The following is a 23,694-nucleotide window of genomic DNA, read 5'->3' as shown; positions in this document are numbered from 1 at the left end:
CTTGACCGTGAATCGACTCCACACCCGGCCCATCGCGCCCATTGCCGAGCCGCAGTGGGAGGCGATCGCCGCCATTCCCATCGCCGACGAAGGCGCACCGCTGCATCCGCTCAGCCTCGCAGGAGCGACGCTGCGCACCCATCCCATTTATTACGTGCTTGGCGTCCCCGGGGCGGTGCCCGAGTGCTGGGCGCGGGAGGCGGTCTATCGGCGGCTTCTCAAGGTGGCTCAGAGCCTGCCGGACGGCCTGGGACTGGTGGTGCTGGATGCTTGGCGGCCCTATGTCGTGCAGCGTCATCTGTATGACACTCTGCTGGGAATGGTGGAAGCGCGCTACGCGGATCTCGACGAGGCGGACCTGCGGGCGATGACTCGGGCATTTGTCTCGCCGCCCAGCGATCGACCAGAGTGCCCTAGCCCGCATCTCACCGGTGGGGCGGTGGATGTAGCGCTATGCGATTCTGATGGGATGCTGCTGGAGATGGGCTCGGCATTCGATGAAGCGCGGCCCGCCTCGCATACCGTCTACTTCGAGCATCATGCCCATGACGCCGCGACGCGGACTTACCGTGATCGGCGGCGAGTGCTTTACCACGCCATGGTTGATGCCGGCTTCGCCAACCTGCCCAGCGAGTGGTGGCACTACAGCTACGGCGACCAGATGTGGGCCTGGTATCGGGGCGAAGCACGCGCGATATTCGGTGCGACCGGCCCCGATACGCTCGAGAAGCGCTGGCAGCGGTCGCTGGGGGTAGGTGATTGATGTCCCCTTGCTAAGCCAAATGAGAGTGATTTTTTACGATTGAACCGGTAGCAATTAGCGTTTCAAGGCTTCGAGAGTCGATTGACGAGAGATACGCTCGCGTTCGGCATAGAGCGTCAGCTCGTCGGTGACCGGCGCGCCCAGTGCCTCCTCGAAGGCTTCGCGATTGGCGTGACCGGCATAGGCCTCGCTACCGTCACCGCCGAGGTTCGATTGAAAGATGCCGGCCGCGCTGACCGGCAGGAAATCCTCGTAGGTGATCGGCCGGGCCGTGATCAGTCCCTGCTCGATCAACCGCTCGACCTCGGCCTCGGCGACCGCGCCAGCCTCGCGTCCCGCTTCGGTCGCCCGGTATTCGAAGAAGGCCAGGCCCTGGCGGCGCAGCTCAGCCTCGCTATCCGGGAAGTCAGCGAAGACCTCGGCCAGCACGCGCTGGTGCGCCTCGTTGGTCAGGCCGGCGGTGCGTCGGCGCGACTCGCCGAGGAGTCGATCATAGAGGGCGCGTCCCTCGGCCGTCAGCGCCACGCCGCGCTGTTCGATTTCGCCGAAGCGTGCGGTGTGGGTGCCTTGGCGCTCGCCGGCGAAGCGGGTCGGTTCCTCCAGCGCCTTGAAGCTGGTCTGGCGCAGCAGAATCGGGCAGGCGCGGCGCGGCGGACCTTCGATGACTTCCTTGGGGTTCATCCCCGCCGCCGGCATCCGCCGCTGGACCTCGTCGATGTCCAGGGTGCGCGGCGTCAGATGATTGATGTGCGGCCCATGGAAACAGACCACATCGGCGATCAGCCGATGCTCGGCATGCAGTGCCTCGTAGGTGTCCAGGTCCACGGTGGCGTCCTGGTGCCAGCGGAAGGTCTCCAGCGCCTCGGCCACGAAACGCTCGGCCTGCTCGTCGGTCAAGCCGCCCTGGCGTTCGCTGAGCTCGATCATTTCCCGGGCGCCGGGCGTGAAGATGTCGCGCTTGGCGAGGATACCGGCGGCACGCTCGCGCAGCTCGGGGCTTTCGATCAGTTCCAGGCGCAGCAAGGACGTGAAGACACGGAAGGGGTTGCGCGCCAGGGCCTCGTCGTCGATGGGCCGGAAGGCGGTGGAATGTACCGGCACGCCGGCTTCGGAGAGGTCGTAGTAGCCCACCGGAACCATGCCCATCACCGCGAACAACCGGCGCAGCATGGCGAGTTCCTCGGCACTGCCGACACGAATGGCACCGTGCCGCTCGACGCCGAGACGATTCAGTTCGTCGTGGGTCGCGAGTCGCTCGGCCAGTTCGGGATCGCGCTCGAGGGTCTCGCGGTTCACCTTCGCCACCAGCTCGAGCAGGGTTTCGTACTGTGGCACCTCGTCCTGATACATGGCCGACATGGCCTTGGAAAAACGGTCACGAATCTCGTGATGGGAAACGAGGGTTGTCATCGGGTATGCCTCTCGGTGTCGGTCATCATGAATTCGGTTCGGGGCTACAGCCGCTTCAGAGCTCGCTCGAGCCTCGCCAGCCCTTCGTTCAGCACCTCGAACTCGGCGGTCAGTGGGGGCAGCAAGCGCAGCACGTTGCGCCGCCGTCCGCTGGGCATCAGTAGCAGGCCTTCTTCGCGAGCAGCGTTGAGCAGGGCCGCTAGATGCTCGGCGCCGGAGGCCTGGGGCGTATCCTCGAAGACGATGCCGCGCATGGCGCCTACACCGGTCATCTCACCGAGCATCGGATAATGGCCCGAAGATCGCCAGTCGCGATACGCCGCCAGAACCGCCGCTTCCTGACGCTCGCTCCAGTCGGCCAGGCATTCCTCGCTCATGACGTTCATCACTGCCAGGGACGCGGCGCAGGCGACGGCATTGCCCGAATAGGTGCCGCCCAGGCCGCCTTTCGGCGGGGCGTTCATGAGTTCCGCCTTGCCGGCCACCGCTGCCAGCGGCAGCCCGGCCGCCATGCTCTTGCCCATCAGCAGAAGGTCGGGTTCGACACCCAGGTGGGAAAAGGCGAAACGCCGGCCGGTGCGTCCGAAGCCGGACTGGATCTCGTCGAAGATCAGCACGATGCCGTGGGCGTCGCACAGCGAGCGCAGGCGGGCGGCGAAGTCTCCATCAAGCAGCCTGAAGCCGCCTTCGCCCTGGACCGGCTCGACGATGATGCAAGCCACTTCATCGGCGGGTACCTCGACCTCGAACAACCGCTCCAAGGCGGCCATGGCGGTGTCAGCATCGACGTCACTGTCGCGGCTCGGGAAGGGCAGGTGATGCACCGGGCCGGGCAAGGCACCGAGGCGGTTCTTGTAGGGCTTGACCTTGCCGTTGAGATTCAACGCCGCCAGCGTGCGGCCATGGAAGCCGTCGTCGAAGGCGATCACGCCCTGACGTCCGGTGGCGGCGCGAGCGATCTTGAGAGCGTTCTCGGTGGCCTCGGCACCGCTGTTGGTGAGCATGCAGGACAAGGGATACGACATCGGCACGAAGGCATCCAGGGCCCGGGCCACCGCGAGGTAGCCACGATGCGGCAGGGCATTGAAGGCGGAATGCATCAGGGTATCGACCTGCGCCTTGACCGCCTCGATCACGGCGGGATGGCCATGCCCCAGGTTGAGTACGCCGATACCGCCGACGAAGTCGACATAATGCTTGCCCTGTTCGTCCCAGACCTCGGCGTTGCGACCTCGCTCGATGCAGATGGGGTGCACGATGCCGAGCGAGTCACTGATGTGCGGGAGATCCATGTCCTCGTCCTGTGAGAGCGTATGACCATGATGAGAACAGAGCCGCATTCCGGGCTTCAAACGAAAAAAAGCGTGTTATCCATTCCATTAATTCATGCATTAAGTTGCAACACCGTCTCCAGGTGCCTCCCGATGCTCGAGTATCCAGTCGATGAAGCCTCGCACCTTGGCGACCTCTCCCTTGTGTTCGGGGTAGGCCAGGTAATAGGCATCCCGGCTGGTCAGCCCGAACGTCCAAGGAATCGTCAGCAGACCGGCCTGTAGTTCCTCCTCGGCCAGGAAACGCGGTACCAGGGCTACGCCGCAGCCGGCCCGGGCTGCGCGTAAGGCCATGTAGAAGGTATCGAAACGTGGCCCGTGGTAGCTGTGCTCGGTATAACAGTCCTGTGCCTCGAACCAGTCGTGCCAGGCCTCGGGCCGCGTCGAGCTTTGCAATAGCACCAATTTTGTCAGTTCCAGCGGCTCTCGAATGCCGTCGACTGGTAGCACCGTGGGTGAGCAGACCGGCACCATCTCCTCGTCGAGCAGCTTGATGCACTCGGCCCGCGGCCAGGCGCCGTGGCCGAAGAAGAAGGCGACGTCGACACGCTCCTCCTCCAGATCGAAGGGCTCCGAGCGGTTGGCGATGTTCAAGTAGACCCGTGGATGCCGGAAGCGAAAGCCATTGAGCCGTGGAATCAGCCAGCGCGCCCCGAAAGTCGGCAGGGTAGTGACATTGAGTACTTCGCTCTGGCCGCCGTAGGACTGCATGTAGCGTGTGGACATCTCCACCTGCGCCAGGATCTTGCGCACCTCGGTGAGATACAGCGAGCCCTCGGGGGTGACCTGGAGCCGCTTGCGTACCCGTCGGAACAGCGGATGCTCGAGCACCGACTCGAGCTGCGCCACTTGCTTGCTGACCGCGCTCTGGGTCAGGTTCAGCTCGTCGGCGGCTCGGGTGAAACTCATGTGCCGCACCGAGGCCTCGAAACACTGCATGGCGGTCAGGCTGGGCAGGTGTGGACGGCTCATGCATCTCTCCTCTTCATGTATCGCTCCTTGTCATGAGCGGCGGCGCGTCGTGGGCTTTCTTTTCATCTCTAGGATCATGACCCGAAAAAAAGGAATGATCTCCGTATAAAACGTCGTTTGAAGGGCGTCAAGTGCCGCACCAATACTGGTTTCGTTTTCTGCATCCTGAAACGAAAAGTAGGAGGAAGAATGATCGAATCCCTCATGCAGCGCCTCGGCGTCTCCGAGAACGCTTACCGCCAGGGCGACTTTGCGGTCACGTCACCCACCGATGGTGGCGTGCTTGGTCAGATTCGCCTCGAGGGTGCCGATGCCGTCGAGGCCCGCGTGGCACGTGCCCAGAGAGCTTTCGAACAGTGGCGCCGAGTACCCGCCCCGCGTCGCGGCGAGCTGGTTCGGCTGTTCGGCGAACAACTACGTCGGCACAAGGAAGATCTCGGCGCCCTGGTCACGCTGGAGTGCGGCAAGATCTATCAGGAAGGCCTTGGCGAAGTGCAGGAGATGATCGACATCTGCGACTTGGCTGTCGGTCAGTCACGCCAGCTCTATGGCCTGACCATCGCCTCCGAGCGCCCCGGACACCACATGCGCGAAAGTTGGCATCCGCTGGGCCCGATCGGCTTGATTACCGCCTTCAACTTCCCGGTGGCGCCCTGGGCCTGGAATGCCGCCCTCGCATTGGTTTGCGGCAACAGCCTGCTGTGGAAGCCCTCCGAGAAAACGCCGCTTACCGCGCTGGGCTGCCAAGCGTTGCTTGAACGTGCCATGGCCGAGTTCGGTGACGAGGCGCCCGAAGACCTCAGCCAAGTGATTTTGGGGGGCCGTGACGCGGGGGTATGTCTGGCCGACGATCCCCGCGTGCGGCTGATCAGTGCCACCGGTAGTACGCGCATGGGGCGCGAAGTCGCGCCTCGGGTCGCTGCTCGTTTCGGCCGCAGCATTCTCGAACTGGGCGGCAACAACGGCATGATCCTGGCGCCCAGCGCCGATCTCGACATGGCGGTGCGCGCCATCCTGTTCTCCGCCGTGGGTACGGCCGGGCAGCGCTGCACGACCCTGCGCCGCTTGATCGTCCATGAGTCGATCCGCGACGAAGTCGTCGAGCGCGTGAAGAAGGCCTACGCCGGCGTAACCATTGGCGACCCCATGGAGGGTAGCTTGGTCGGTCCATTGATCGATGCCCAGGCCTATGAACAGATGCAGTCCGTGCTCGACCAGGCGCGTAAGCAAGGCGCGAGCGTTTTCGGTGGCGAACGCCAACTCGCCGAACAGTATCCCGATGCCTACTACGTGACCCCGGCCATCGTCGAGGTCGACCAGCAGGACGATCTGGTCAAGAACGAGACCTTCGCCCCGATCCTCTACGTCATGAGCTACCGCGACTTCGACGAGGCCATGGCCCTGCACAATGACGTTCCTCAGGGGCTGTCGTCGTGCATCTTCACTAGCGACGTGCGCGAATCCGAAGCCTTCATCTCGGATCTTGGCAGCGACTGCGGTATTGCCAACGTCAACATCGGGCCGAGCGGTGCGGAGATCGGTGGTGCCTTCGGTGGCGAGAAGGAGACCGGTGGCGGTCGCGAGTCTGGCTCCGACATCTGGAAGAGCTACATGCGTCGCCAGACCAACACCGTGAACTACTCCCGTGAGCTACCGCTGGCGCAAGGGATCAAGTTCGACTGACCACGAGCGTCGTCCCGATGACGGGGCGGCGCCTAGTTGCATGAGCGTGCTCGAAACCTCGGCGCACACGGTCAGGTTTTTGGCACGTTCGACCATCCAGGCAGAACGTGTCATGGAGTCCAAAGATGACAACAACAATTTCTCGAGAACAATGGGGTAGCCGCTTTGGCTACCTGATGGCAGTCGTCGGTGCCATGGTCGGCGCCGGCAATATCTGGCGCATGCCCTACGTGACCGGAGAGAACGGCGGGGGCGCCTTTTTGATCGCTTATTTCCTGCTGCTCTATCTGATAGCGGTACCTGGCTTAATGGGTGAGACCAGTCTTGGGCGCTATACCCGGCAGGGATTGATCGGCACCTTCCGCAAGGTCTATGGCGACAATCGCCTCGTTGGACTGGGGCTGGTGATCCTGATCTTCAACATCGTGCTGATGTCCTACTACTCGTCGATCGTCGGCTGGTCGATCTACTATGCCTTTCATGCCGTGATCGGCACCTTCACCCAGACCGACTTCGACACCGCCGCCCTCTGGCGAGACTTTAGCGGCAACACAGCCCTGAACGTCGGTATGCACACTGTCGCTATGCTGATGGTCACCGGCATTCTACTGTTCGGTATCAAGGGTGGCATCGAGCGCCTTGCTAAGTGGATGATGCCGATTCTGACCATTGCCTTGATTGCTATCGCCATTCGGGGGGTGACGCTGCCGGGGGCTATGGCTGGCCTGGAGTTTAGCTTCTCGCCCAACTGGGAATACCTGGCACGGGGCGAAACCTGGCTAGCAGCGCTGGGGCAGGCGCTATTCTCTACCGGCCTTGGCTGGGGCATTGCTCTGACCTATGGCAGCTATCTCGGCCGTAACGACGATATCCCGTTGGGTGGCGGCATCTTTACAGCGATTGGCAATACGAGCTTTGGTCTGCTTGCCATTTTTGCCGTCTTTCCCATCGTCTTCGCCTTTGGCATCTCGCCCAGCTCCGGTGCCGAACTGGCCTTCGTGGCTCTGGCTAACGCCTTTGGGAGTATGACGGGCGGTTACTTCTGGGCCTTGTTGTTTTTTATGGGCTTTTTCTTTGCCAACTTGACCACCGCTATTGCCATTACCGAGGTTGGCGTCACCACCTACCGAGAGGAGCGCAACACAAGTCGCACCAAGGCGGTGCTCACCATCTGCGGCATCATCTGGCTATTGGGCATCCCGAGCGCCATGAACGCCAATATCTTAGGCTATCTGGATTTCGTGGTCGGTAACTGGGGCCTGCCGCTGGCAACGTTCATCATCATGATCGCCATCGGCTGGAAGTTCGATGCTCACCGGCTGCGGGTCGTAAGCCTGAATAGGGGCGCCGATCTTTACGTGCCGCGTGTCTGGGAACTCGTCATTCGCTACCAAATCCCTGCCATCATGCTTGGCATCATGGCCTACTTCCTATATAGCAACCTCGGGCAGACACCCTGGAAGACGATCAGCGGTCTGGTAATACTCACGCTGATGATTCCGCTATGCATGTGGATCATGAGCCGTCGCCATGACACGCCTTATGTCGCCAAGCCCAAAGGAGGTAAGTCATCATGAGCCTATCCGCCATTATTGTCATGATCGCTTCTATTATCGCCTTGTGGGGTGTGGCCAGCTACGCCTTGATAGTTTCGATTCGACACGAGGAGCACAAGCTGGCTCTGATTCGCTCACAGGGCGATTTTGAACCCTACTCGCCGCGTGCCTTCCGGGATCTTGAGCGCTGGTTGGCGCAGCATCCCGACAGCGAACATGCTCCAGAAATCCGGGAATGGCAACAGTCGCAGCGACAGTCCATGCAGCGTAATCCGCAACGCTTCTACGACTGGTCGCATGCCGAGGATGACGCTAGGGAGGGACCATGAAATCGGCGTGTATCTGGACGTCCACCTCCCCCGAACGACAGCGGGAGTATTCACGCCTGGAGGGCGATACCAGGGCTGATGTCGTCGTCATCGGGGGCGGCATCACCGGGCTCAGTACCGCTCTGCACCTCGCCGAGGCCGGCGTGTCGGTGACGTTGCTGGAGGCAGGAGACATTCCTAGCGGTGGTTCCGGACGCAGTGTCGGCTTGGTCAATGCAGGGATGTGGATCCCGCCGGACGATATTCTTGAGGCCCTGGGTCCGGAAAACGGCGAACGTGCCAACGAAGTGCTCGGTCGAGCTCCCGCTGACGTCTTCACCCTCATCGACCGGCACGGTATCGACTGTCAGGATACTCGGACAGGCACCTTGCACCTTGCACACAATAGCAAGGGAGCCGAGGAACTGGCTCGCCGTTTCGAACAGTTCTCGCGTTGCGGTGCACCGGTCGAACTTCTCGAGGGCGAGGCGTGTCAACGACGTATCGGCACCCACCGCATCCAGCGAGCCCTGCTCGACCGGCGGGCCGGCACCCTCAATCCCACCGCCTATACTCGAGGACTCGCCCGGGCGGCCCATGCCGCAGGCGCCAACCTGCACACTCACAGCGCTGCCGAGGGTATTCAACGCGACGGTGACGCCTGGCGGATCGACACGCCGCTGGGCAGCGTCCGGGCTCCGCGACTGGTGATCGCTACCAATGCCTACACCGAAGGGCACTGGAATCAGGTGCGCGAGCACTTCTTCCGTGGGCACTTTTATCAGGTTGCTTCCCCGCCGCTCTCCGACGAGCTTGCCGGCGACATTCTGCCTGAACGCCAGGGAGCCTGGGATACCCGCACGGTGCTCAGCAGCCTGAGGCGCGATGCCGAGGGCCGATTGATTCTCGGCAGTCTGGGTTGCGGCGACAGCAAGCCGGCGTCATTTCTGCGCTGCTGGGCCGATAGGGTGCAGCGCCATTATTTTCCGCAATTGGGGCGGGTGGACTGGGAGTGTACCTGGACGGGCCAGGTCGGCTTCACGCCGGACCACACTCTGCGCCTCTTCGAGCCGGCACCCGGTATCCTGGCCGCGGCCGGTTACAACGGTCGCGGCATCACCACCGGCACGGTGGTCGGCCAGGGCTTCGCCCATTACTTGAACACTGGTGATGATAGCTTACTGCCATTGCCAATCTGTTCCCATCAACCGATACGCGCCAAGCCATTGTGGAGCACCGGTTACGAAGGCGGGTTCACGCTCTACCATGCAGGGCAGTGTTTACGCGTATTGATATGAGAAACATCTATCGGCAGCAGTTTTTACGTTAGTTATTCCTCTCTTTAATGGGAGTAGGACTGGATTGTTCTAATTTGGCACAGGGACTGTTGAGTTTTATATGGGGAGCTGCCGGGTCCCGGTCATTGACTCTCCGCGTGATAAATAGCGCTGGCCGTTGGGTCCTTCATTCTTTCGCCGCTGCAATCGTGCAGTGTCTTCTGTGCGATATGGCGATTGCAGCAACCACAGGAGAGTAAGATGCGTACAGTATCCGCGCAGGAGGTCAGCGACGCCTTGGCATGGCCGGCGTTGATCGAGCGCCTGGAAGCGTGTTTCGACGGCAGTATCGAAACGCCGTTGCGCCACCATCACGCCATCCCGCGCGACGCGGGAGAGGCGACCTTGCTATTGATGCCGGCGTGGCAGAAAGCAGGCTATATCGGCACGAAAATGGTGAATGTCTTTCCCCACAATGCCGACCGAGGCTTGCCGGCGATCTCGGGCGTCTACCTGTTGTGCGATGGGGATACAGGCCAACCACTGGCCTGTATCGAAGGTAGCGAATTGACTCGCCGGCGTACCGCCGCTGCCTCGGCGGTCGCCAGTCGGCATCTGTCTCGTGAGGATGCCAAGACGCTAGTGATGGTCGGCACCGGCAAGCTGGCGCCCATGCTGATCGAAGCGCACGCCGCCGTGCGTCCTATCTCACGCGTCAAGATTTGGGGGCGCCACCCGGAGAAGGCGCAACATCTCGCCGAGGCTTACGCGGACCGCTTCGACTGTGAGGTGGTCACGTCGCTAGACGAGGCGGTTGCCTCGGCCGACATCGTCAGTTGCGCGACACTGAGCAGCCAGCCGCTGATTCGCGGCGAGTGGCTACACCCCGGTACGCATCTGGACCTGGTGGGTGCATTTCGCCCGACCATGCGTGAAAGCGACGGCGCATGTCTGAGCCGTGCGGAGGTATTCGTCGATACGTATGAGGGGGCCAAAGGTGAAGCTGGTGATATTCACCACGCCATTGAAGAGGGCGATTTCCAATTCGGTGATATTCGTGGCGAGTTGCGTGAATTGATCAGTGGCGCCTCGCCGGGGCGCAGTAGCTCGCAAGCGGTGACCTTGTTCAAGTCGGTCGGTGCGTCGCTCGAGGATCTCGCGGCAGCAATCGAAGTGTGGGAGAAGCTTGAATCATGACATTGGCACGCTGAGCGAGGCAGGCATTATGCAATCCATGGCAAGGAGCCGCGCAGCACCGTGATCGGCGGCGAGTGCTTTACCACGCCATGGTTGATGCCGGCTTTACCAACCTGCCCAGCGAGTAGTGGCACTATAGCTATGGCGATCAGATGTGGGCCTGGTATCGGGGCGAATCGTGCGCACTGTTCGGGCCCAGCGGCCTTGGTCCGCTTGAAAAGCGCTGGCAGCGGACGCTTGGGGTAGGCGATTGATATCCCTAGCGATACCGCGGCCAGCGCGTGCCGAGGTTACTGCGAGGGCGGTTCGACGTGGCCGCCGAAACCGAAGCGCATCGCTGAGAGCAAACGATTGGCGTAGGTGCTGTCCTTGCGCGAGTTGAAACGCGCGAACAGAGCGTTGGCCAGTACCGGGGTGGGCACGCCCTGTTCGACCGCGGCGTCAATGGTCCAGCGCCCTTCGCCACTGTCGGCGACCGCGCCGGTGAAGTTGTCGAGCCGGTCATCGCCGGCCAGCGCCTGGGCGGTCAGGTCGAGTAGCCAGGAAGAAACCACACTGCCGCGCCGCCAGACTTCGGCGATGTCGGCCAGGTCAAGCTCGAAGCGCTCCTCTTCGGGCAACGCCGGCGACGACTTGGTCTTCATGATGTCGAAGCCTTCGGCATAGGCCTGCATCAGGCCGTACTCGATGCCGTTGTGGACCATCTTGACGAAGTGCCCGGCGCCTACCGGGCCGGCATGGATATAGCCGCGTTCGGCCCGGTCGTCGGGTGCATGGCGGCCCTGGGTGCGCTCGATGGTGCCGTAACCGGGGGCCAGGCTGTCGAACAGCGCATCGAGGCGCTCGAAGATCGCACGCTCGGCGCCGACCATCATGCAGTAGCCGCGCTCGAGCCCCCACACGCCGCCGGAGGTGCCGACGTCGACGTAGTGGATGGCCTGTTCCCTGAGGGTCCGGGCGCGGCGGATGTCGTCCTTGTAGAAGCTGTTGCCGCCGTCGATGATCACGTCGTCTGCGTCCATCACCTCGGCAAGCGCCATGATCGTCGTCTCGGTGGCCTCGCCGGCCGGCAGCATCACCCATACCGCACGTGGCTTGGCCAGGTTGGCGACCAGCTCGGTCAGGCTCTTGGCGCCGCTGGCGCCATCCCGGGTCAGGGCGTCGACGGCCTGAGTGTTCTGGTCGTAGGCGACGATCTCGTGGCCCTTGCCCATCAGGCGACGGGCGATGTTGCCGCCCATGCGGCCGAGTCCGATGATGCCGAGTTGCATGCTGTGATCCTTTGCTGATTCGTGGCGCTTTCGTGGCACTAAAGGCTAGCGTCGGCCGGTGGCTTTGACCATGATCGACGCCCGCGCAATAAAATGGGCCATGCGTCGGCATGGCCCATTCCGTCGTCGATAAAGGGCGATTAATCCCAGCTCAGCGCACCGCCGACCTGGTATTCGGTGACCCGGGTCTCGAAGAAGTTCTTCTCCTTGCGCAGGTCGATGATCTCGCTCATCCACGGGAAGGGATTGCTGGCGCCGGGGAACTGCTCCTTCAGGCCGATCTGGGCCAGGCGGCGGTTGCAGATGAAGTGCAGGTATTCCTCCATGATCGCCGCGTTCATGCCCAGCACGCCGCGGGGCATGGTGTCGCGGGCATAGGCGACTTCCAGCTCGGTGCCCTCGAGGATCATCTGGGTGACCTCGTCCTGGAACGCGGGCGTCCACAGGTCGGGGTTCTCGATCTTGATCTGGTTGATCATGTCGACGCCGAAGTTCAGGTGCATCGACTCGTCGCGCAGGATGTACTGGAACTGCTCGGCGACGCCGGTCATCTTGTTGCGCCGGCCCATCGACAGGATCTGGCTGAAGCCGCAGTAGAAGAAGATGCCCTCGGTGACGCAATAGAAGGCGATCAGGTTGCGCAGCAGCTCCTGGTCGGTCTCCGGGGTGCCGGTCTGGAAGTCCGGGCGCGACAGCGACTGGGTGTGCTTGAGGCTCCAGGCGGCCTTGGCGGCGACCGAGGGCACTTCGCGGTACATGTTGAAGACTTCGCCTTCGTCCATGCCCAGCGATTCCACGCAGTACTGGTAGGCGTGGGTGTGGATCGCTTCCTCGAAGGCCTGGCGCAGCAGGTACTGGCGGCATTCGGGGTTGGTGATCAGCCGGTAGACCGCCAGCACCAGGTTGTTGGCGACCAGCGAATCGGCGGTGGAGAAGTAGCCCAGGCTGCGCTCGACGATGCGCCGCTCGTCGGCGGTCAGGCCGTCGGTGCTCTTCCACAGCGCGATGTCGGCGTTCATGTTGATCTCTTGCGGCATCCAGTGGTTGGCGGAGCCGTCGAGATACTTCTGCCAGGCCCAGTCGTACTTGAAGGGCACCAGCTGGTTGAGATCGGCGCGGGCGTTGATCATCGTCTTGTCGTCGACCTCGATGCGCGCCGCGCCCATCTCGAGCTCTTCCAGGCCGGCGGCGACGTCGAGCTCTTCCAGCGATTGCCTGGCGCGTGCCAGGCGCTCGTTGTCGCCGACCTGATAGCGGCTGGCGCTCTCCGCGACGGCGTCCTGCACGGCTGGCTTCGGTGCAGCCGGCTTCGGCGCGGCCGGCTTCGGCGCGGCCGGCTGTGGCTTGGCCTGTTCGGCGGCGGGCGTGTCGTCTTCGTGGAATTCGTCCCAGTTCAACATATGGCTGTCCTGTTCTTTCGCTGGCGGCGTCAGGGCATGACGCCGGTGGCTAGACTGTGTGAGCTACGAGCTACGAGCTACGAGCTACGAGCTACGAGCTACGAGCGGCTCGCTGCCCGAAGCTCGTGGCCGGGTTACTGGCAGGCCTCGCAGCCCAGTTCGTCGATCTCCCCGGCCGAGGGCGCGCGGGAGCCGCTGCCGCCCTTGCCGGTGAGGAAGTCGTCGATACCGCGCGCTTCCTGGGTGCCGGCGCTGGCCGTGGGTGCGGCCGATGCGGCCGGCTGCGCGGCGCTCGGCTCGGGCGTTGGGGCACTGCCGTTGCCCACGGCGTTGAGTCGGCCGCGATCGACGGTGGACTTCTCGACCGCCGAGGCGCTCAGCGCGCGCAGGTAGTAGGTGGTCTTGAGGCCGCGATACCAGGCCATGCGGTAGGTGACGTCGAGCTTCTTGCCCGAGACCCCGGCGATGTACAGGTTCAGCGACTGGGCCTGGTCGATCCACTTCTGGCGACGCGAGGCGGCATCCACCAGCCACTTGGGCTCGACCTCGAAGGCGGTGGCGTAGCGCGCCTTGAGATCGTCCGGCACGCGGTCGATGGGCTGTAACGAACCGTCGTAGTACTTGAGGTCGTTGATCATCACCTCGTCCCACAGGCCGCGCGCCTTGAGGTCGTTGACCATGTGGGCGTTGACCACGGTGAACTCGCCGGACAGGTTCGACTTGACGAACAGGTTCTGATAGGTCGGCTCGATCGACTGCGAGACGCCGCAGATGTTGGAGATCGTCGCGGTGGGCGCGATCGCCATCACGTTGGAGTTGCGCATGCCCTGGCTGGCGAGCTTGGCGCGGATACGGTCCCAGTCCCGGGTGGTCGAGGTGTCGACTTCGATGTAGTCGGCGCCGCGCTCCTGTTTCAGCTTGTCGATCGAGTCGATGGGCAGGATGCCCTGACTCCACAACGAGCCATCGTAGCTCTGGTACTGGCCGCGCTCGGCGGCGAGATCCGAGGAGGCCTCGATGGCGTGATAGCTGACCAGTTCCATGGAGGTGTCGGCGAAGCTCACCGCGGCGTCGGAGGCGTAGGCGATGCCCTGCTTGTACAGCGCATCCTGGAAACCCATGATGCCGAGCCCCACCGGGCGATGCTTGAAGTTGGAGTTCCTGGCCTGCGGCACCGCGTAGTAGTTGATGTCGATGACGTTATCGAGCATCCGCACGGCGGTGCGCACGGTCTTGCCGAGCTTGTCGCCGTCGAACACGCCGTCGACGACGTGCTGGGAAAGGTTGATCGAGCCCAGGTTGCAGACCGCGATCTCGTCGGCACTGGTGTTCAGGGTGATCTCGGTGCACAGGTTGGAGCTGTGGACCACGCCGGCGTGCTGCTGCGGGCTGCGCAGGTTGCAGGGATCCTTGAAGGTGACCCACGGGTGGCCGGTCTCGAACAGCATCGACAGCATCTTGCGCCACAGGTCCTTGGCCTTGACGCGCTTGTAGAGCGTGAGTTGGCCGGTGTAGGTCATCGCCTCGTACTCGGCGTAGCGCTTCTCGAAGGCGGCGCCGTACAGGTCGTGCAGGTCCGGGCAGGTGGAGGGAGAGAACAGCGTCCACTCCTGGTCGTCGAACACCCGCTTCATGAACAGGTCCGGCACCCAGTTGGCGGTGTTCATGTCGTGGGTGCGGCGGCGGTCGTCGCCGGTGTTCTTGCGCAGCTCGATGAACTCCTCGATGTCCAGGTGCCAGGTCTCGAGATAGGCGCACACCGCGCCCTTGCGCTTGCCGCCCTGGTTGACGGCGACGGCGGTGTCGTTGACCACCTTGAGGAACGGCACCACGCCCTGGCTCTTGCCGTTGGTGCCCTTGATGTAGGAGCCCAGCGCGCGCACCGGCGTCCAGTCGTTGCCCAGCCCGCCGGCCCACTTGGAGAGCAGGGCGTTGTCGCGGATCGCGCTGTAGATGCCGTCGAGCTGGTCGGGCACGGTGGTCAGGTAGCAGCTGGAAAGCTGGCTGCGCACGGTGCCGGCGTTGAACAGCGTCGGCGTCGAGGCCATGTAGTCGAAGCTCGACAGCAGCTCGTAGAACTCGATGGCGCGCGCTTCGCGGTCGTCCTCGTTGAGCGCCAGGCCCATGGCGACGCGCATGAACATCACCTGCGGCAGTTCGTAGCGCACATCGTCGCGATGGATGAAGTAACGATCGTAGAGCGTCTGCAGGCCGAGATAGGTGAACTGGTTGTCGCGGCCGTGATCGAGCGCATCGCCGAGACGTTCGAGGTCGAACTCGGCAAGCTGCGGGTCGAGCTGTTCGAACTCGATGCCCTTGGCGATGTAGGCCTTGAAGGCCGGCTTGTAGAACTCGGCCATCTCCTGGTAGGTGGCCTCCTCGGCGATGCCCAGGAACGAGAGCGCCTCGCGGCGCAGGTTGTCCTGCAATAGCCGCGCGGTGACGTAGGTGTAGTTGGGCTCCTTCTCGACCAGCGTGCGCGCGGTCATCATCAGCGCGGTGGCCACGCCGTCCAGCGACACGCCGTCGTAGAGATTCTTCAGCGAGTCGTCGACGATCTTCTTGGCATCGACGTTGTCGAGCTCGGCGCAGGCGTCATTCACCAGCGTCTCGACACGGCCCAGGTCGAGCGGACGGACGCTGCCGTCGGCGAGGGTGACGTTGAGCGTCGGGTGCGGCTTTTGGATATCGCCGCCGCTGGCCTGGCGAGCACGGGCATGCTCCTCGCGATAGAGCACGTAGGCGCGCGCGACCTTCTGCTCGCCGGCGCGCATCAGCGCCAGCTCGACCTGGTCCTGGATGTCCTCGATGTGCAGCGTGCCGCCGTCGGGCATGCGGCGCTGGAAGGCCTCGGCGATCTGCGCGGTGGCCTCGGCGACGAAGTCGCGGACCCGCGACGAAGTTCCGGCATTGTCACCCTCGACCGCGATGAAGGCCTTGGTCATGGCCACGGAAATCTTGCTGGCGTCGAACGCGGCGCCGCCGCCGCCGCGCTTGATGACGCGCAGCTGTTTCGGTGCAGTCGTGTTCAGGGCCGTCTTGCCGGGATCGAGTGTGGTTTCCATGATGCCGGGTTCCGTTAGTGAGATGGTGAAATGAAAACGCTGTCCAGGGTGCTTCGAGGCCAAAAAGGCGACGGTTTCAGCGCGTTAAGGACCATTGACAGGGTTTTTTCTGAATTGCCAGGTGTCACAGTATATTGTGGTCATGCCATGTAAGAGCACAAGATAATGTGGCTTTTGACTGTCGGCAAGTGAATAACCTGTGGGTAACTTGTGACTCTTTGCGGCGGGGTCAACGCTGTTTTCGTCAGGCCGCATGGTTGTGGGTTTCACGGCGTTGAAGAATTTTTTTCGAGCGTCGACGAAGAAGCATCGGCTGCTACATCGGGTCAGCGTCTTCGTGGCGGAGGCCTGAGTGCCATCCTATGGCCGTTTGAGCGGGAGCAACGGTTGCCGTGCTATGCGCTTTCTCCCACGCAAAGTTCGAAACCGACATCGTAAACCGATGGTTTCACGGCCTGTCCCTTGATGCGTGCGATGACCTGCTCCGCGGCAATGCGGCCGATGGCCTCTCGCGGCGACACGATCGTCGTCAATCGGGGGGTGATGTGCTGGCCGAAGGGCAACCCGGTGAAACCGGCAATGGCAACGTCGTCGGGTACGCGGATTCCCGTCCGGTTGGCATCCAGAATGGCGCCGGTGGCCAGGGTATCGTCGGCGAAGTGAATGGCCTCGGTGCCTGACCGCTGAACCATCACGTGGCGCAACGCCTTGGCGCCAATTTCCAGCGCGCTGACGTCCGGCCATTCCTCCAATGGCGCTTCCAGACCGTACTGCTGCAGCAGATCGCGATGGCCGTCGTAGCGCAGTCGGGCGCGATAGTTGCCTTCCATCTGCGCACCGGCATACACGATACGCCGATACCCTCGGTCGAGCAGATGCTGCGCCATGCAGCGCCCGGCAGCGTAGTGCGACAGGCCGACGTTGAGGTCGATACCCTGACCGAGTTCCATGATCTCCATGACCGGCTTCTGCCAGCGCCTGAGCATGGCAGTGCAGGCTTCGTCGTGGCGTAACCCGGTAATCACCAGGGCGGATGAGGACCAGCCGAGAAAGGTCTGTACCAGTTCGTGCTCACGGCGCATGTCGTACTCGGTATTGCCGAGCAGGATCTGGTAGCCATGCTTCTCGAAGGTGGTCTGCAGGCCATGGATGACCTCGATGAACACCACGTTGGACAGCGACGGTACGATTACCGCAATGAAGCGTGAATTAGCCGAGGCCAGGCTGCCGGCGAGCATGTTGCGCACGTAGCCGACCCGTTCGATGGCGGCCTCGACGCGCTCGCGGGTGGCCTGGCGCACGCTGACGGGAGAGTTGAGCACGCGCGAGACGGTGATCGTGGAGACCCCCGATTCGCGGGCGACATCGGCCAGGGTGGGATTGTCGGCACCCCGTCGCTTGCGACGCTCCGACGCTTTTGAATTAGACATTGGTCGTGCTCCTATTTCCAACGCTTGCGCGTTCTGAGAGGGTAATCTAAACCAGATGTTAGCGCTAACATTCAAATCCCATCACAATATGACAATAGGGGAGACCGCCAGATGGTTGAGCGCGCGTCGCACGCCGAAACAGTAGGAGTCATCGGCCTGGGGGCCATGGGGCTGGGCACGGCCACGGCCCTGCTCGAGGCCGGGCTGGCGGTGATCGGCTGCGATATCAGCGATGTCGCCCGGGAGGCCTTCGAGTCCCGAGGCGGTACCAGCGTGGACACGCCGGCCGAGCTGGCGAGGCGTTGTAGCGTCGTGTTGGTGATCGTAGTCAACGCGGAGCAGGTCGAGTCGGTGCTGTTCGGCGAAACAGGTGTGGTGAATCGGCTGGCTTCGGGCAGCGTGGTAATGCAGTGCGCCACGGTGGCGCCAAGCTATGCCAAGGCGCTTGGCGAACGGCTCGACGCCGTCGGCTTGCTGATGCTTGATGCTCCGATCAGTGGCGGGGCGGTCAAGGCGCGCCAAGGGCGGCTGTCGGTGATGGCCTCGGGTAGCGAAGCGGCCTACGCCAAGGCCAAGCCGGTCCTCGACGCCATGGCCGAGACGGTCCATCGCCTGGGCGATGCCCCCGGTGCCGGCTCCAGCGTCAAGCTGGTCAATCAGTTGCTGGCCGGGGTGCATATCGCCGCCGCCACCGAGGCCATGGCGCTGGGCATTCGCATGGGAATCGACCCCGACACGCTCTTTGATGTGATCACACATTCGGCGGGCAACTCCTGGATGTTCGAGAATCGCGTGCCGCACATCCTCAAGGGCGATTACACGCCGCTTTCAACCGTGGATATCTTCGTCAAGGATCTCAATATCGTGCACCAGGCCGGGCGCGAGCTGGCCTTCTGCATGCCGGTGGCATCCAGCGCCCTGCAGCAGTTCACCGCTGCCAGTGGTGCCGGGTTCGGGCGCGAGGACGACTCGGCCGTCGTCAAGGTCTACCAGCGCCTGTCCGGAATCACGCTGCCCGCCGCCAACGATGCGGAGGGCGGCACATGAGCCTCGTTCTCGGCGCCATTGCCGACGATTTCACCGGCGCCACCGATCTGGCCAATAATCTAGTCCGAGCCGGCATGCGCTGCATCCAGACCATCGGCGTTCCCGATCACGCGCTCGACGTCGTCGACGTCGACGCCGTGGTGGTGGCGCTCAAATCGCGCTCCTGCCCCGTGGAACAGGCCGTGAACGATTCGCTGGCGGCACTTGCCTGGCTGCAGGCGCAGGGTGCACGCCAGTTCTACTTCAAGTACTGCTCGACGTTCGACTCCACGCCGCGCGGCAATATCGGCCCGGTCGCCGATGCCCTGCTTGAGCGTCTTCGGGCGATCCAACAAGAGCGTCTTTGGGCGACCCAGCAAGAGCGCGTGCAAGGCGAGCAGACGGTGATGGTGCCGGCGTTTCCGGTCAACGGACGCACCGTCTACCAGGGCCATCTGTTCGTCGGTGATCGACTGCTCAACGACAGCGGCATGCAGCATCACCCCTTGAACCCCATGCAGGACGCCGACCTGGTGCGCGTGCTGGCCCGGCAGACACCGCATCCGGTCGGTTTGCTCGCCCATGCCACCCTGGCCCAGGGCACCGAGGCCGCCCAGGCGCGCCTGGCCGAGCTGCAGCATGAGGGCATTCGTCATGTGATCTGCGACACCCTCGATGACAACGACCTGAGCGTCCTCGCCGAGACGCTGGCCGACCTGCCCTTGGTCACCGGCGGGTCGGGGCTGGGCCAGGCCCTGCCCGGGGTCTATCGCCAGCGCGGCTGGCTGGCGCCGGTCGCCAATGCCGGCCAACTGGCGACGCCGAGTGGCGCGGCCCTGGTGCTGTCGGGAAGCTGTTCGCGGGCCACGCTGGGCCAGGTCGAGCATTTTCTGCGCACGTATGAGGGCTTTGCGCTGGATCCGCTGGCCCTGGCCGAGGGCGATGCCCAGATCGAGGGAGCGCTGGTATTTGCCCGCCAACGCCTGAGCGAGATGACGCCGGTGCTGATCCATGCCTCGGCACCGCCCGAGCGGGTCGAGCAGGCCCAGCAGCGTTTGGGTGCGGCGCAGGCCGGCGAGCTGGTCGAACGCGCCATGGCCCGGCTGGCCCGCGAACTGGTCGGCGCCGGTGTCGGCCGGCTGGTGGTGGCCGGCGGCGAGACCGCCGGTGCGGTGGTGTCGGCGCTGGGGGTGAGCGAGCTGCGCCTCGGCGGGCAGATCGACCCCGGCGTGCCGTGGACGCAGACTCAAGTGGCCGGGCGAGAGGCGCCGCTGTCGCTGGCGCTCAAGTCCGGCAACTTCGGTGGGGTCGACTTTTTCACCCGGGCCTTCGCGGTCCTCGGCCCGGGAGCGACGTCATGAGCCGCCACGCCGACAACCGCCTGCGCGAACAGATCGTCACCCATGGCAAGTCGCTGTTCGACCGCGGCCTGACCATGGGCTCCAGCGGCAATATCAGCGTGCGCCTCGATGACGGCGGCTGGCTGATGACGCCGACCAACGCCTGCCTGGGGCGGCTCGACCCGGCGCGCATCTCGCGGCTCGACCGCGACGGGGGGCTACTCGGCGGCGACAAGCCCACCAAGGAAAGCTTCCTGCACATGGCGATGTACGCCGAGCGCCCCCGGTCGCAGGCCATCGTGCACCTGCACTCGACCCATTCGGTGGCGGTGTCGTGCCTGCCGGACATCGACACCGACGACTGCATTCCACCGCTCACCGCCTACTACGTGATGCGCGTCGGCCGGCTGCCGCTGGTGCCGTACCACCTGCCCGGCGATACCGCCCTGGGCGACGCGGTGAAGGGGCTGGCCGGTCGCCACAGCGCCGTGCTGCTGGCCAACCACGGCCCGGTGGTGGCGGGCAAGTCGCTGGAGGCGGCGGTCTACGCCACCGAGGAACTCGAGGAAACCGCCAAGCTGTTTCTGCTGCTGCGCGGCCAGAACCCGCGCTGCCTGACGCCGAAACAGGTGGACGAACTCGAGGCGCGTTTTCCGCGTGACTGAGCGATCCGATACGACGACAACGACAAGACACGAGGGAACCGATGATCCGACTGGCCGCCAATCTCAGCATGCTGTTCACCGAGCACGCCTTTCCCGAGCGCTTCGCGGTGGCGGCCAAGGCCGGGTTCCGTGGCGTCGAGTACCTGTTTCCCTACGCCCATGAGCCGCGCGAGCTGCGTGCCGCCCTGGGCGACAACGGCCTGCAACAGGTGCTGTTCAACCTGCCGCCGGGCGACTGGGACGCGGGCGAACGCGGCCTGGCCAGCCTGCCGGGGCGCGAGGCCGAGTTTCGCGACAGCGTCAGCGAGGCGCTGCGCTACGCCGAGGCCCTCGACTGCCCGCGCCTGCACGCCATGGCCGGGCTGCTGCCGGCGGAGGCCGACGAGGCCACGCGGGAAGCGCACCTGAGCACCTACATCGACAACCTGCGCCATGCCGCGGCGGAACTGGCCCGGATCGGGCGGACCCTGCTCATCGAACCGATCAATACCCACGACATGCCGGGGTACTTCCTCGACCGCCAGGCCCAGGCCCGCGAGGTGCTGGGACGGGTCGGCGCCGACAACCTGCGCGTGCAGTTCGACGTCTATCACTGCCAGATGAGCGAGGGAAACCTGTTCGCCAATCTCGAGGCGCAGTTGCCCTATCTCGGGCACGTGCAGATCGCCGGCGTACCGGGGCGCCACGAACCGGATGTCGGCGAAGTGAACTATCCGGCGGTGCTCGAGCGCCTGGCGGCGCTGGGCTACGACGGCTGGGTGGGCTGCGAATACCAGCCGACGGCGGAGACTGTCACGGGGCTGAAATGGGGCAAGGCCTATGGCCTGCAGGCTTGATAAACCAGTGGTAACCACGAGTGCGTGACGAACAACGACAAGGAGAGACGATGCATGTATTGATCACCGGCGCCGCCGGCTTTCTCGGCCAACGCCTGACCAGGACGCTACTCGAGCGCGGCGAGGTCAACGGCAAGGCGCTGACGCGCCTGACGCTCGTCGATCGGGTCGCGCCGGCAGCGCCGGCCCACGAGCGCATCACGCTCGACTGCCGGGCCCTGGACATTACCCGCCCCGGCGCCCTGGATAGCCTGCTCGGCGAGCGTCCCGCGCTCATCTATCACCTCGCTGCCGTAGTCAGTTCGGCGGCCGAGGCCGACCTGGATCTGGGTATGCAGGTCAATTTCGACGCCACGCGCGCACTGCTGGAAGGGTGCCGTGCGGCCGGTCTCGCCGACACACGTCTGGTCATGGCCAGCTCGGTGGCCGTCTATGGCGGTGAGCTACCGGCGGTGCTCGACGACATGACGGCACTGACGCCGCAGAGCTCCTACGGCACCCAGAAGGCCATGTGCGAGCTATTGATCAACGACTACAGCCGGCGCGGCCTGGTTGATGGCTGCGTGCTGCGTCTGCCGACCATTGTGGTACGCCCGGGGCGACCCAACGCCGCCGCCTCCAGCTTTGCCTCGAGCATCCTGCGCGAGCCGCTGGGCGGCGAATCGACCGTGTGCCCGGTGCCCACCGAGCTTGAGCTGTTCGTGATGTCGCCGGGGCGCGTCATCGACGCGCTGCTGCATGCCGCCACTCTCCCGGGCGACGCGTTGGCACCCTACCGGAGCATGATGCTGCCGGGGTTGACCGTGAGTGTCGCTGCGATGCTCGAAGTGCTGCGCGAGCTGGGCGGGGAAGAGGCCCTGGCTCGGGTTAGTCACGAGCCCGACCCGCGCATCGAATCCATCGTCGCCAGCTGGCCGGCGCGCTTCGAGACACAGCGAGCCGAGCGGCTTGGCTTTGTAGGGGATCGCGATTTCCACGAGATCGTACGCATCTTCATCACCGAGCAGGAAACACCCAGAGAACGATCCCGATAATCATAACAGTTCATCTGGCGGCTTGGCCGCCATCATCCAGAAGCGCAACGCTAAAAGAGGAAACAACAATGACAGCTCACTATGCACGCACCGCTCTGAACACTGTTATCGTCGGGCTTGCCGGGGCCACGCTGGCCACAGCCAGCTTTAATGCACTGGCGGCCCAGACCGTCTCGGTTGGACATACCACTTCCGACAATTCCCATTATTCGGTCGGTGTTGACGCCTTCAAGAAGACCCTGGAGAAGCTCAGCGACGGCGAGTTCGTTGTCGAGGAGTACCCTTCCGGCGCCCTGGGCGGCGAACGTGCCATGATCGAAGGGCTGCAGATCGGCACCATCGATACAGTCATCACCTCGACGGGGCCGCTCGGCAACTTCGTACCCGAGACCTATGTGCTCGACCTGCCGTTTCTGTTCGCCAACTATGACCAGGCGCGCTGCGTACTGGATGGTCCGGTTGGTCAGGATCTGCTCGATAAGATTGGTGAAAATAACCTGGTCGGTCTGGCCTGGACCGAGAATGGCTTCCGTCATCTGACCAATAATGTGCGTCCGGTCAAGACGCCCGAGGATGCCGCCGGCCTGAAGATTCGCACCATGGAAAACAAGATGCATATGGCCGCCTTCGAGGAGATGGGCGTACGTCCCACCCCGATGGCCTTCCCTGAGCTATTCACGGCGCTGCAGCAGGGTACTGTCGATGGTCAGGAAAATCCCATCTCGGTGATTCTGACCAGCAACCTGTGGGAGGTCCAGGATTACCTGTCGTTGACCGGTCACGTCTATTCACCGGCGGTGATGCTTGCCTCGCCAGTGCTATGGGATGGCCTCAGCGAAGAGGAAAAGGGCTGGTTCAAGCAGGCTGCCAAGGCCGGCGCCGAGGCTACGCGTGCCGAAGTGTCGCGCCTTGAGACCGAGGGCGTCGAGGCGCTCAAGGAAAAGGGCGTGGAGGTGGTCGAGAATATCGACAAATCACAGTTTCAGCAGGCCGTTGAGCCTTCCTACTCAGTTTACACCGACCAATATGGTAGCAAAATGCTCGACCGGATTCGCAACAGCGAGTGCCTGGCCAGCAGCAACTAGGGCCTGTTGACGTTTCAGCGTGAACCGCGTTGCTGCGCCGCATGG

Annotated in this window: 19 protein-coding genes; 12 read left to right on the top strand and 7 right to left on the bottom strand. The window is 63.7% G+C overall.

Translation table 11 applies throughout. The annotated features are described in order from the left end of the window. The first annotated feature begins 7 nt into the window (after nucleotides 1–7). Complete coding sequence (locus K7I12_RS07565; RefSeq protein WP_231663780.1) at nucleotides 8–763, top strand: M15 family metallopeptidase; 756 nt, start codon at nucleotides 8–10, stop codon at nucleotides 761–763. A 54-nt stretch (nucleotides 764–817) separates the two neighbouring features. Here the strand turns inward: K7I12_RS07565 and hglS are convergent, their stop codons facing one another. From hglS to K7I12_RS07550, 3 genes are all read right to left on the bottom strand, one after another. After that, entirely contained in the window at nucleotides 818–2,173 is a 1,356-nt protein-coding gene (gene hglS, locus K7I12_RS07560; protein ID WP_231663779.1) for a 2-oxoadipate dioxygenase/decarboxylase HglS, read from the bottom strand. Between the two features lie 44 nt (nucleotides 2,174–2,217). Further along, nucleotides 2,218–3,465: a 2-aminoadipate transaminase gene (locus K7I12_RS07555; protein WP_231663778.1), complete on the bottom strand. Its 1,248-nt coding sequence runs from the start codon at nucleotides 3,463–3,465 to the stop codon at nucleotides 2,218–2,220. A gap of 99 nt (nucleotides 3,466–3,564) precedes the next feature. Continuing rightward, complete coding sequence (locus K7I12_RS07550; RefSeq protein ID WP_231663777.1) at nucleotides 3,565–4,476, bottom strand: LysR family transcriptional regulator; 912 nt, start codon at nucleotides 4,474–4,476, stop codon at nucleotides 3,565–3,567. Between the two features lie 189 nt (nucleotides 4,477–4,665). Between K7I12_RS07550 and amaB the strand changes: the two genes are divergently transcribed. The 5 genes from amaB to K7I12_RS07525 all read left to right on the top strand — a co-directional run bounded on the left by amaB (nucleotide 4,666) and on the right by K7I12_RS07525 (nucleotide 10,497). Further along, the gene (amaB, locus tag K7I12_RS07545) at nucleotides 4,666–6,159 is read left to right on the top strand and encodes an L-piperidine-6-carboxylate dehydrogenase (RefSeq protein ID WP_231663776.1); all 1,494 of its coding nucleotides are present in this window, start codon (nucleotides 4,666–4,668) and stop codon (nucleotides 6,157–6,159) included. A 125-nt stretch (nucleotides 6,160–6,284) separates the two neighbouring features. Continuing rightward, on the top strand, nucleotides 6,285–7,736 hold the full coding sequence (locus tag K7I12_RS07540) for a sodium-dependent transporter (RefSeq protein WP_231663775.1): 1,452 nt from the start codon (nucleotides 6,285–6,287) through the stop codon (nucleotides 7,734–7,736). Next, on the top strand, nucleotides 7,733–8,044 hold the full coding sequence (locus K7I12_RS07535) for a hypothetical protein (RefSeq protein WP_231663774.1): 312 nt from the start codon (nucleotides 7,733–7,735) through the stop codon (nucleotides 8,042–8,044). The genes K7I12_RS07540 and K7I12_RS07535 overlap by 4 nt, the downstream gene beginning before the upstream one ends. After that, nucleotides 8,041–9,321, top strand: coding sequence for an L-pipecolate oxidase (gene amaA / locus K7I12_RS07530; protein WP_231663772.1), 1,281 nt, complete (start codon nucleotides 8,041–8,043; stop codon nucleotides 9,319–9,321). The genes K7I12_RS07535 and amaA overlap by 4 nt, the downstream gene beginning before the upstream one ends. Before the next feature lie 240 nt (nucleotides 9,322–9,561). After that, complete coding sequence (locus K7I12_RS07525) at nucleotides 9,562–10,497, top strand: ornithine cyclodeaminase family protein (protein WP_231663771.1); 936 nt, start codon at nucleotides 9,562–9,564, stop codon at nucleotides 10,495–10,497. A 290-nt stretch (nucleotides 10,498–10,787) separates the two neighbouring features. On the opposite strand, the gene gnd is transcribed toward K7I12_RS07525, so the two are convergent. From gnd to K7I12_RS07505, 4 genes are all read right to left on the bottom strand, one after another. Continuing rightward, entirely contained in the window at nucleotides 10,788–11,768 is a 981-nt protein-coding gene (gene gnd / locus K7I12_RS07520; protein ID WP_231663770.1) for a phosphogluconate dehydrogenase (NAD(+)-dependent, decarboxylating), read from the bottom strand. Between the two features lie 140 nt (nucleotides 11,769–11,908). Beyond that, on the bottom strand, nucleotides 11,909–13,168 hold the full coding sequence (locus tag K7I12_RS07515; RefSeq protein WP_231663769.1) for a ribonucleotide-diphosphate reductase subunit beta: 1,260 nt from the start codon (nucleotides 13,166–13,168) through the stop codon (nucleotides 11,909–11,911). A gap of 134 nt (nucleotides 13,169–13,302) precedes the next feature. Beyond that, entirely contained in the window at nucleotides 13,303–16,233 is a 2,931-nt protein-coding gene (locus K7I12_RS07510) for a ribonucleoside-diphosphate reductase subunit alpha (RefSeq protein WP_231663768.1), read from the bottom strand. 395 nt (nucleotides 16,234–16,628) lie between these two features. Next, the gene (locus tag K7I12_RS07505) at nucleotides 16,629–17,663 is read right to left on the bottom strand and encodes a LacI family DNA-binding transcriptional regulator (protein ID WP_231663767.1); all 1,035 of its coding nucleotides are present in this window, start codon (nucleotides 17,661–17,663) and stop codon (nucleotides 16,629–16,631) included. 111 nt (nucleotides 17,664–17,774) lie between these two features. On the opposite strand from K7I12_RS07505, the gene ltnD reads away from it, so the two are divergent. The 6 genes from ltnD to K7I12_RS07475 all read left to right on the top strand — a co-directional run bounded on the left by ltnD (nucleotide 17,775) and on the right by K7I12_RS07475 (nucleotide 23,649). Then, complete coding sequence (ltnD, locus tag K7I12_RS07500) at nucleotides 17,775–18,710, top strand: L-threonate dehydrogenase (protein WP_231663766.1); 936 nt, start codon at nucleotides 17,775–17,777, stop codon at nucleotides 18,708–18,710. Continuing rightward, entirely contained in the window at nucleotides 18,707–20,050 is a 1,344-nt protein-coding gene (gene otnK, locus K7I12_RS07495; protein WP_031382475.1) for a 3-oxo-tetronate kinase, read from the top strand. The genes ltnD and otnK overlap by 4 nt, the downstream gene beginning before the upstream one ends. After that, the gene (otnC, locus tag K7I12_RS07490; RefSeq protein WP_231663765.1) at nucleotides 20,047–20,694 is read left to right on the top strand and encodes a 3-oxo-tetronate 4-phosphate decarboxylase; all 648 of its coding nucleotides are present in this window, start codon (nucleotides 20,047–20,049) and stop codon (nucleotides 20,692–20,694) included. Before otnK ends, otnC begins: the two co-directional genes overlap by 4 nt. 41 nt (nucleotides 20,695–20,735) lie before the next feature. Next, entirely contained in the window at nucleotides 20,736–21,530 is a 795-nt protein-coding gene (otnI, locus tag K7I12_RS07485) for a 2-oxo-tetronate isomerase (RefSeq protein WP_231663763.1), read from the top strand. A 50-nt stretch (nucleotides 21,531–21,580) separates the two neighbouring features. Further along, the gene (gene denD, locus K7I12_RS07480) at nucleotides 21,581–22,564 is read left to right on the top strand and encodes a D-erythronate dehydrogenase (protein ID WP_031382478.1); all 984 of its coding nucleotides are present in this window, start codon (nucleotides 21,581–21,583) and stop codon (nucleotides 22,562–22,564) included. 68 nt (nucleotides 22,565–22,632) lie between these two features. Beyond that, entirely contained in the window at nucleotides 22,633–23,649 is a 1,017-nt protein-coding gene (locus K7I12_RS07475) for a TRAP transporter substrate-binding protein (protein ID WP_031382479.1), read from the top strand. The last annotated feature ends 45 nt before the right edge of the window (nucleotides 23,650–23,694 follow it).

It is taken from the genome of Halomonas sp. IOP_31, assembly GCF_021151495.1.
In the GTDB taxonomy this organism is placed as follows: domain Bacteria; phylum Pseudomonadota; class Gammaproteobacteria; order Pseudomonadales; family Halomonadaceae; genus Modicisalibacter; species Modicisalibacter zincidurans.
The sequence above is the reverse complement of the archived record's forward strand: the minus strand, read 5'-3'. Positions and strand labels throughout refer to the sequence as shown.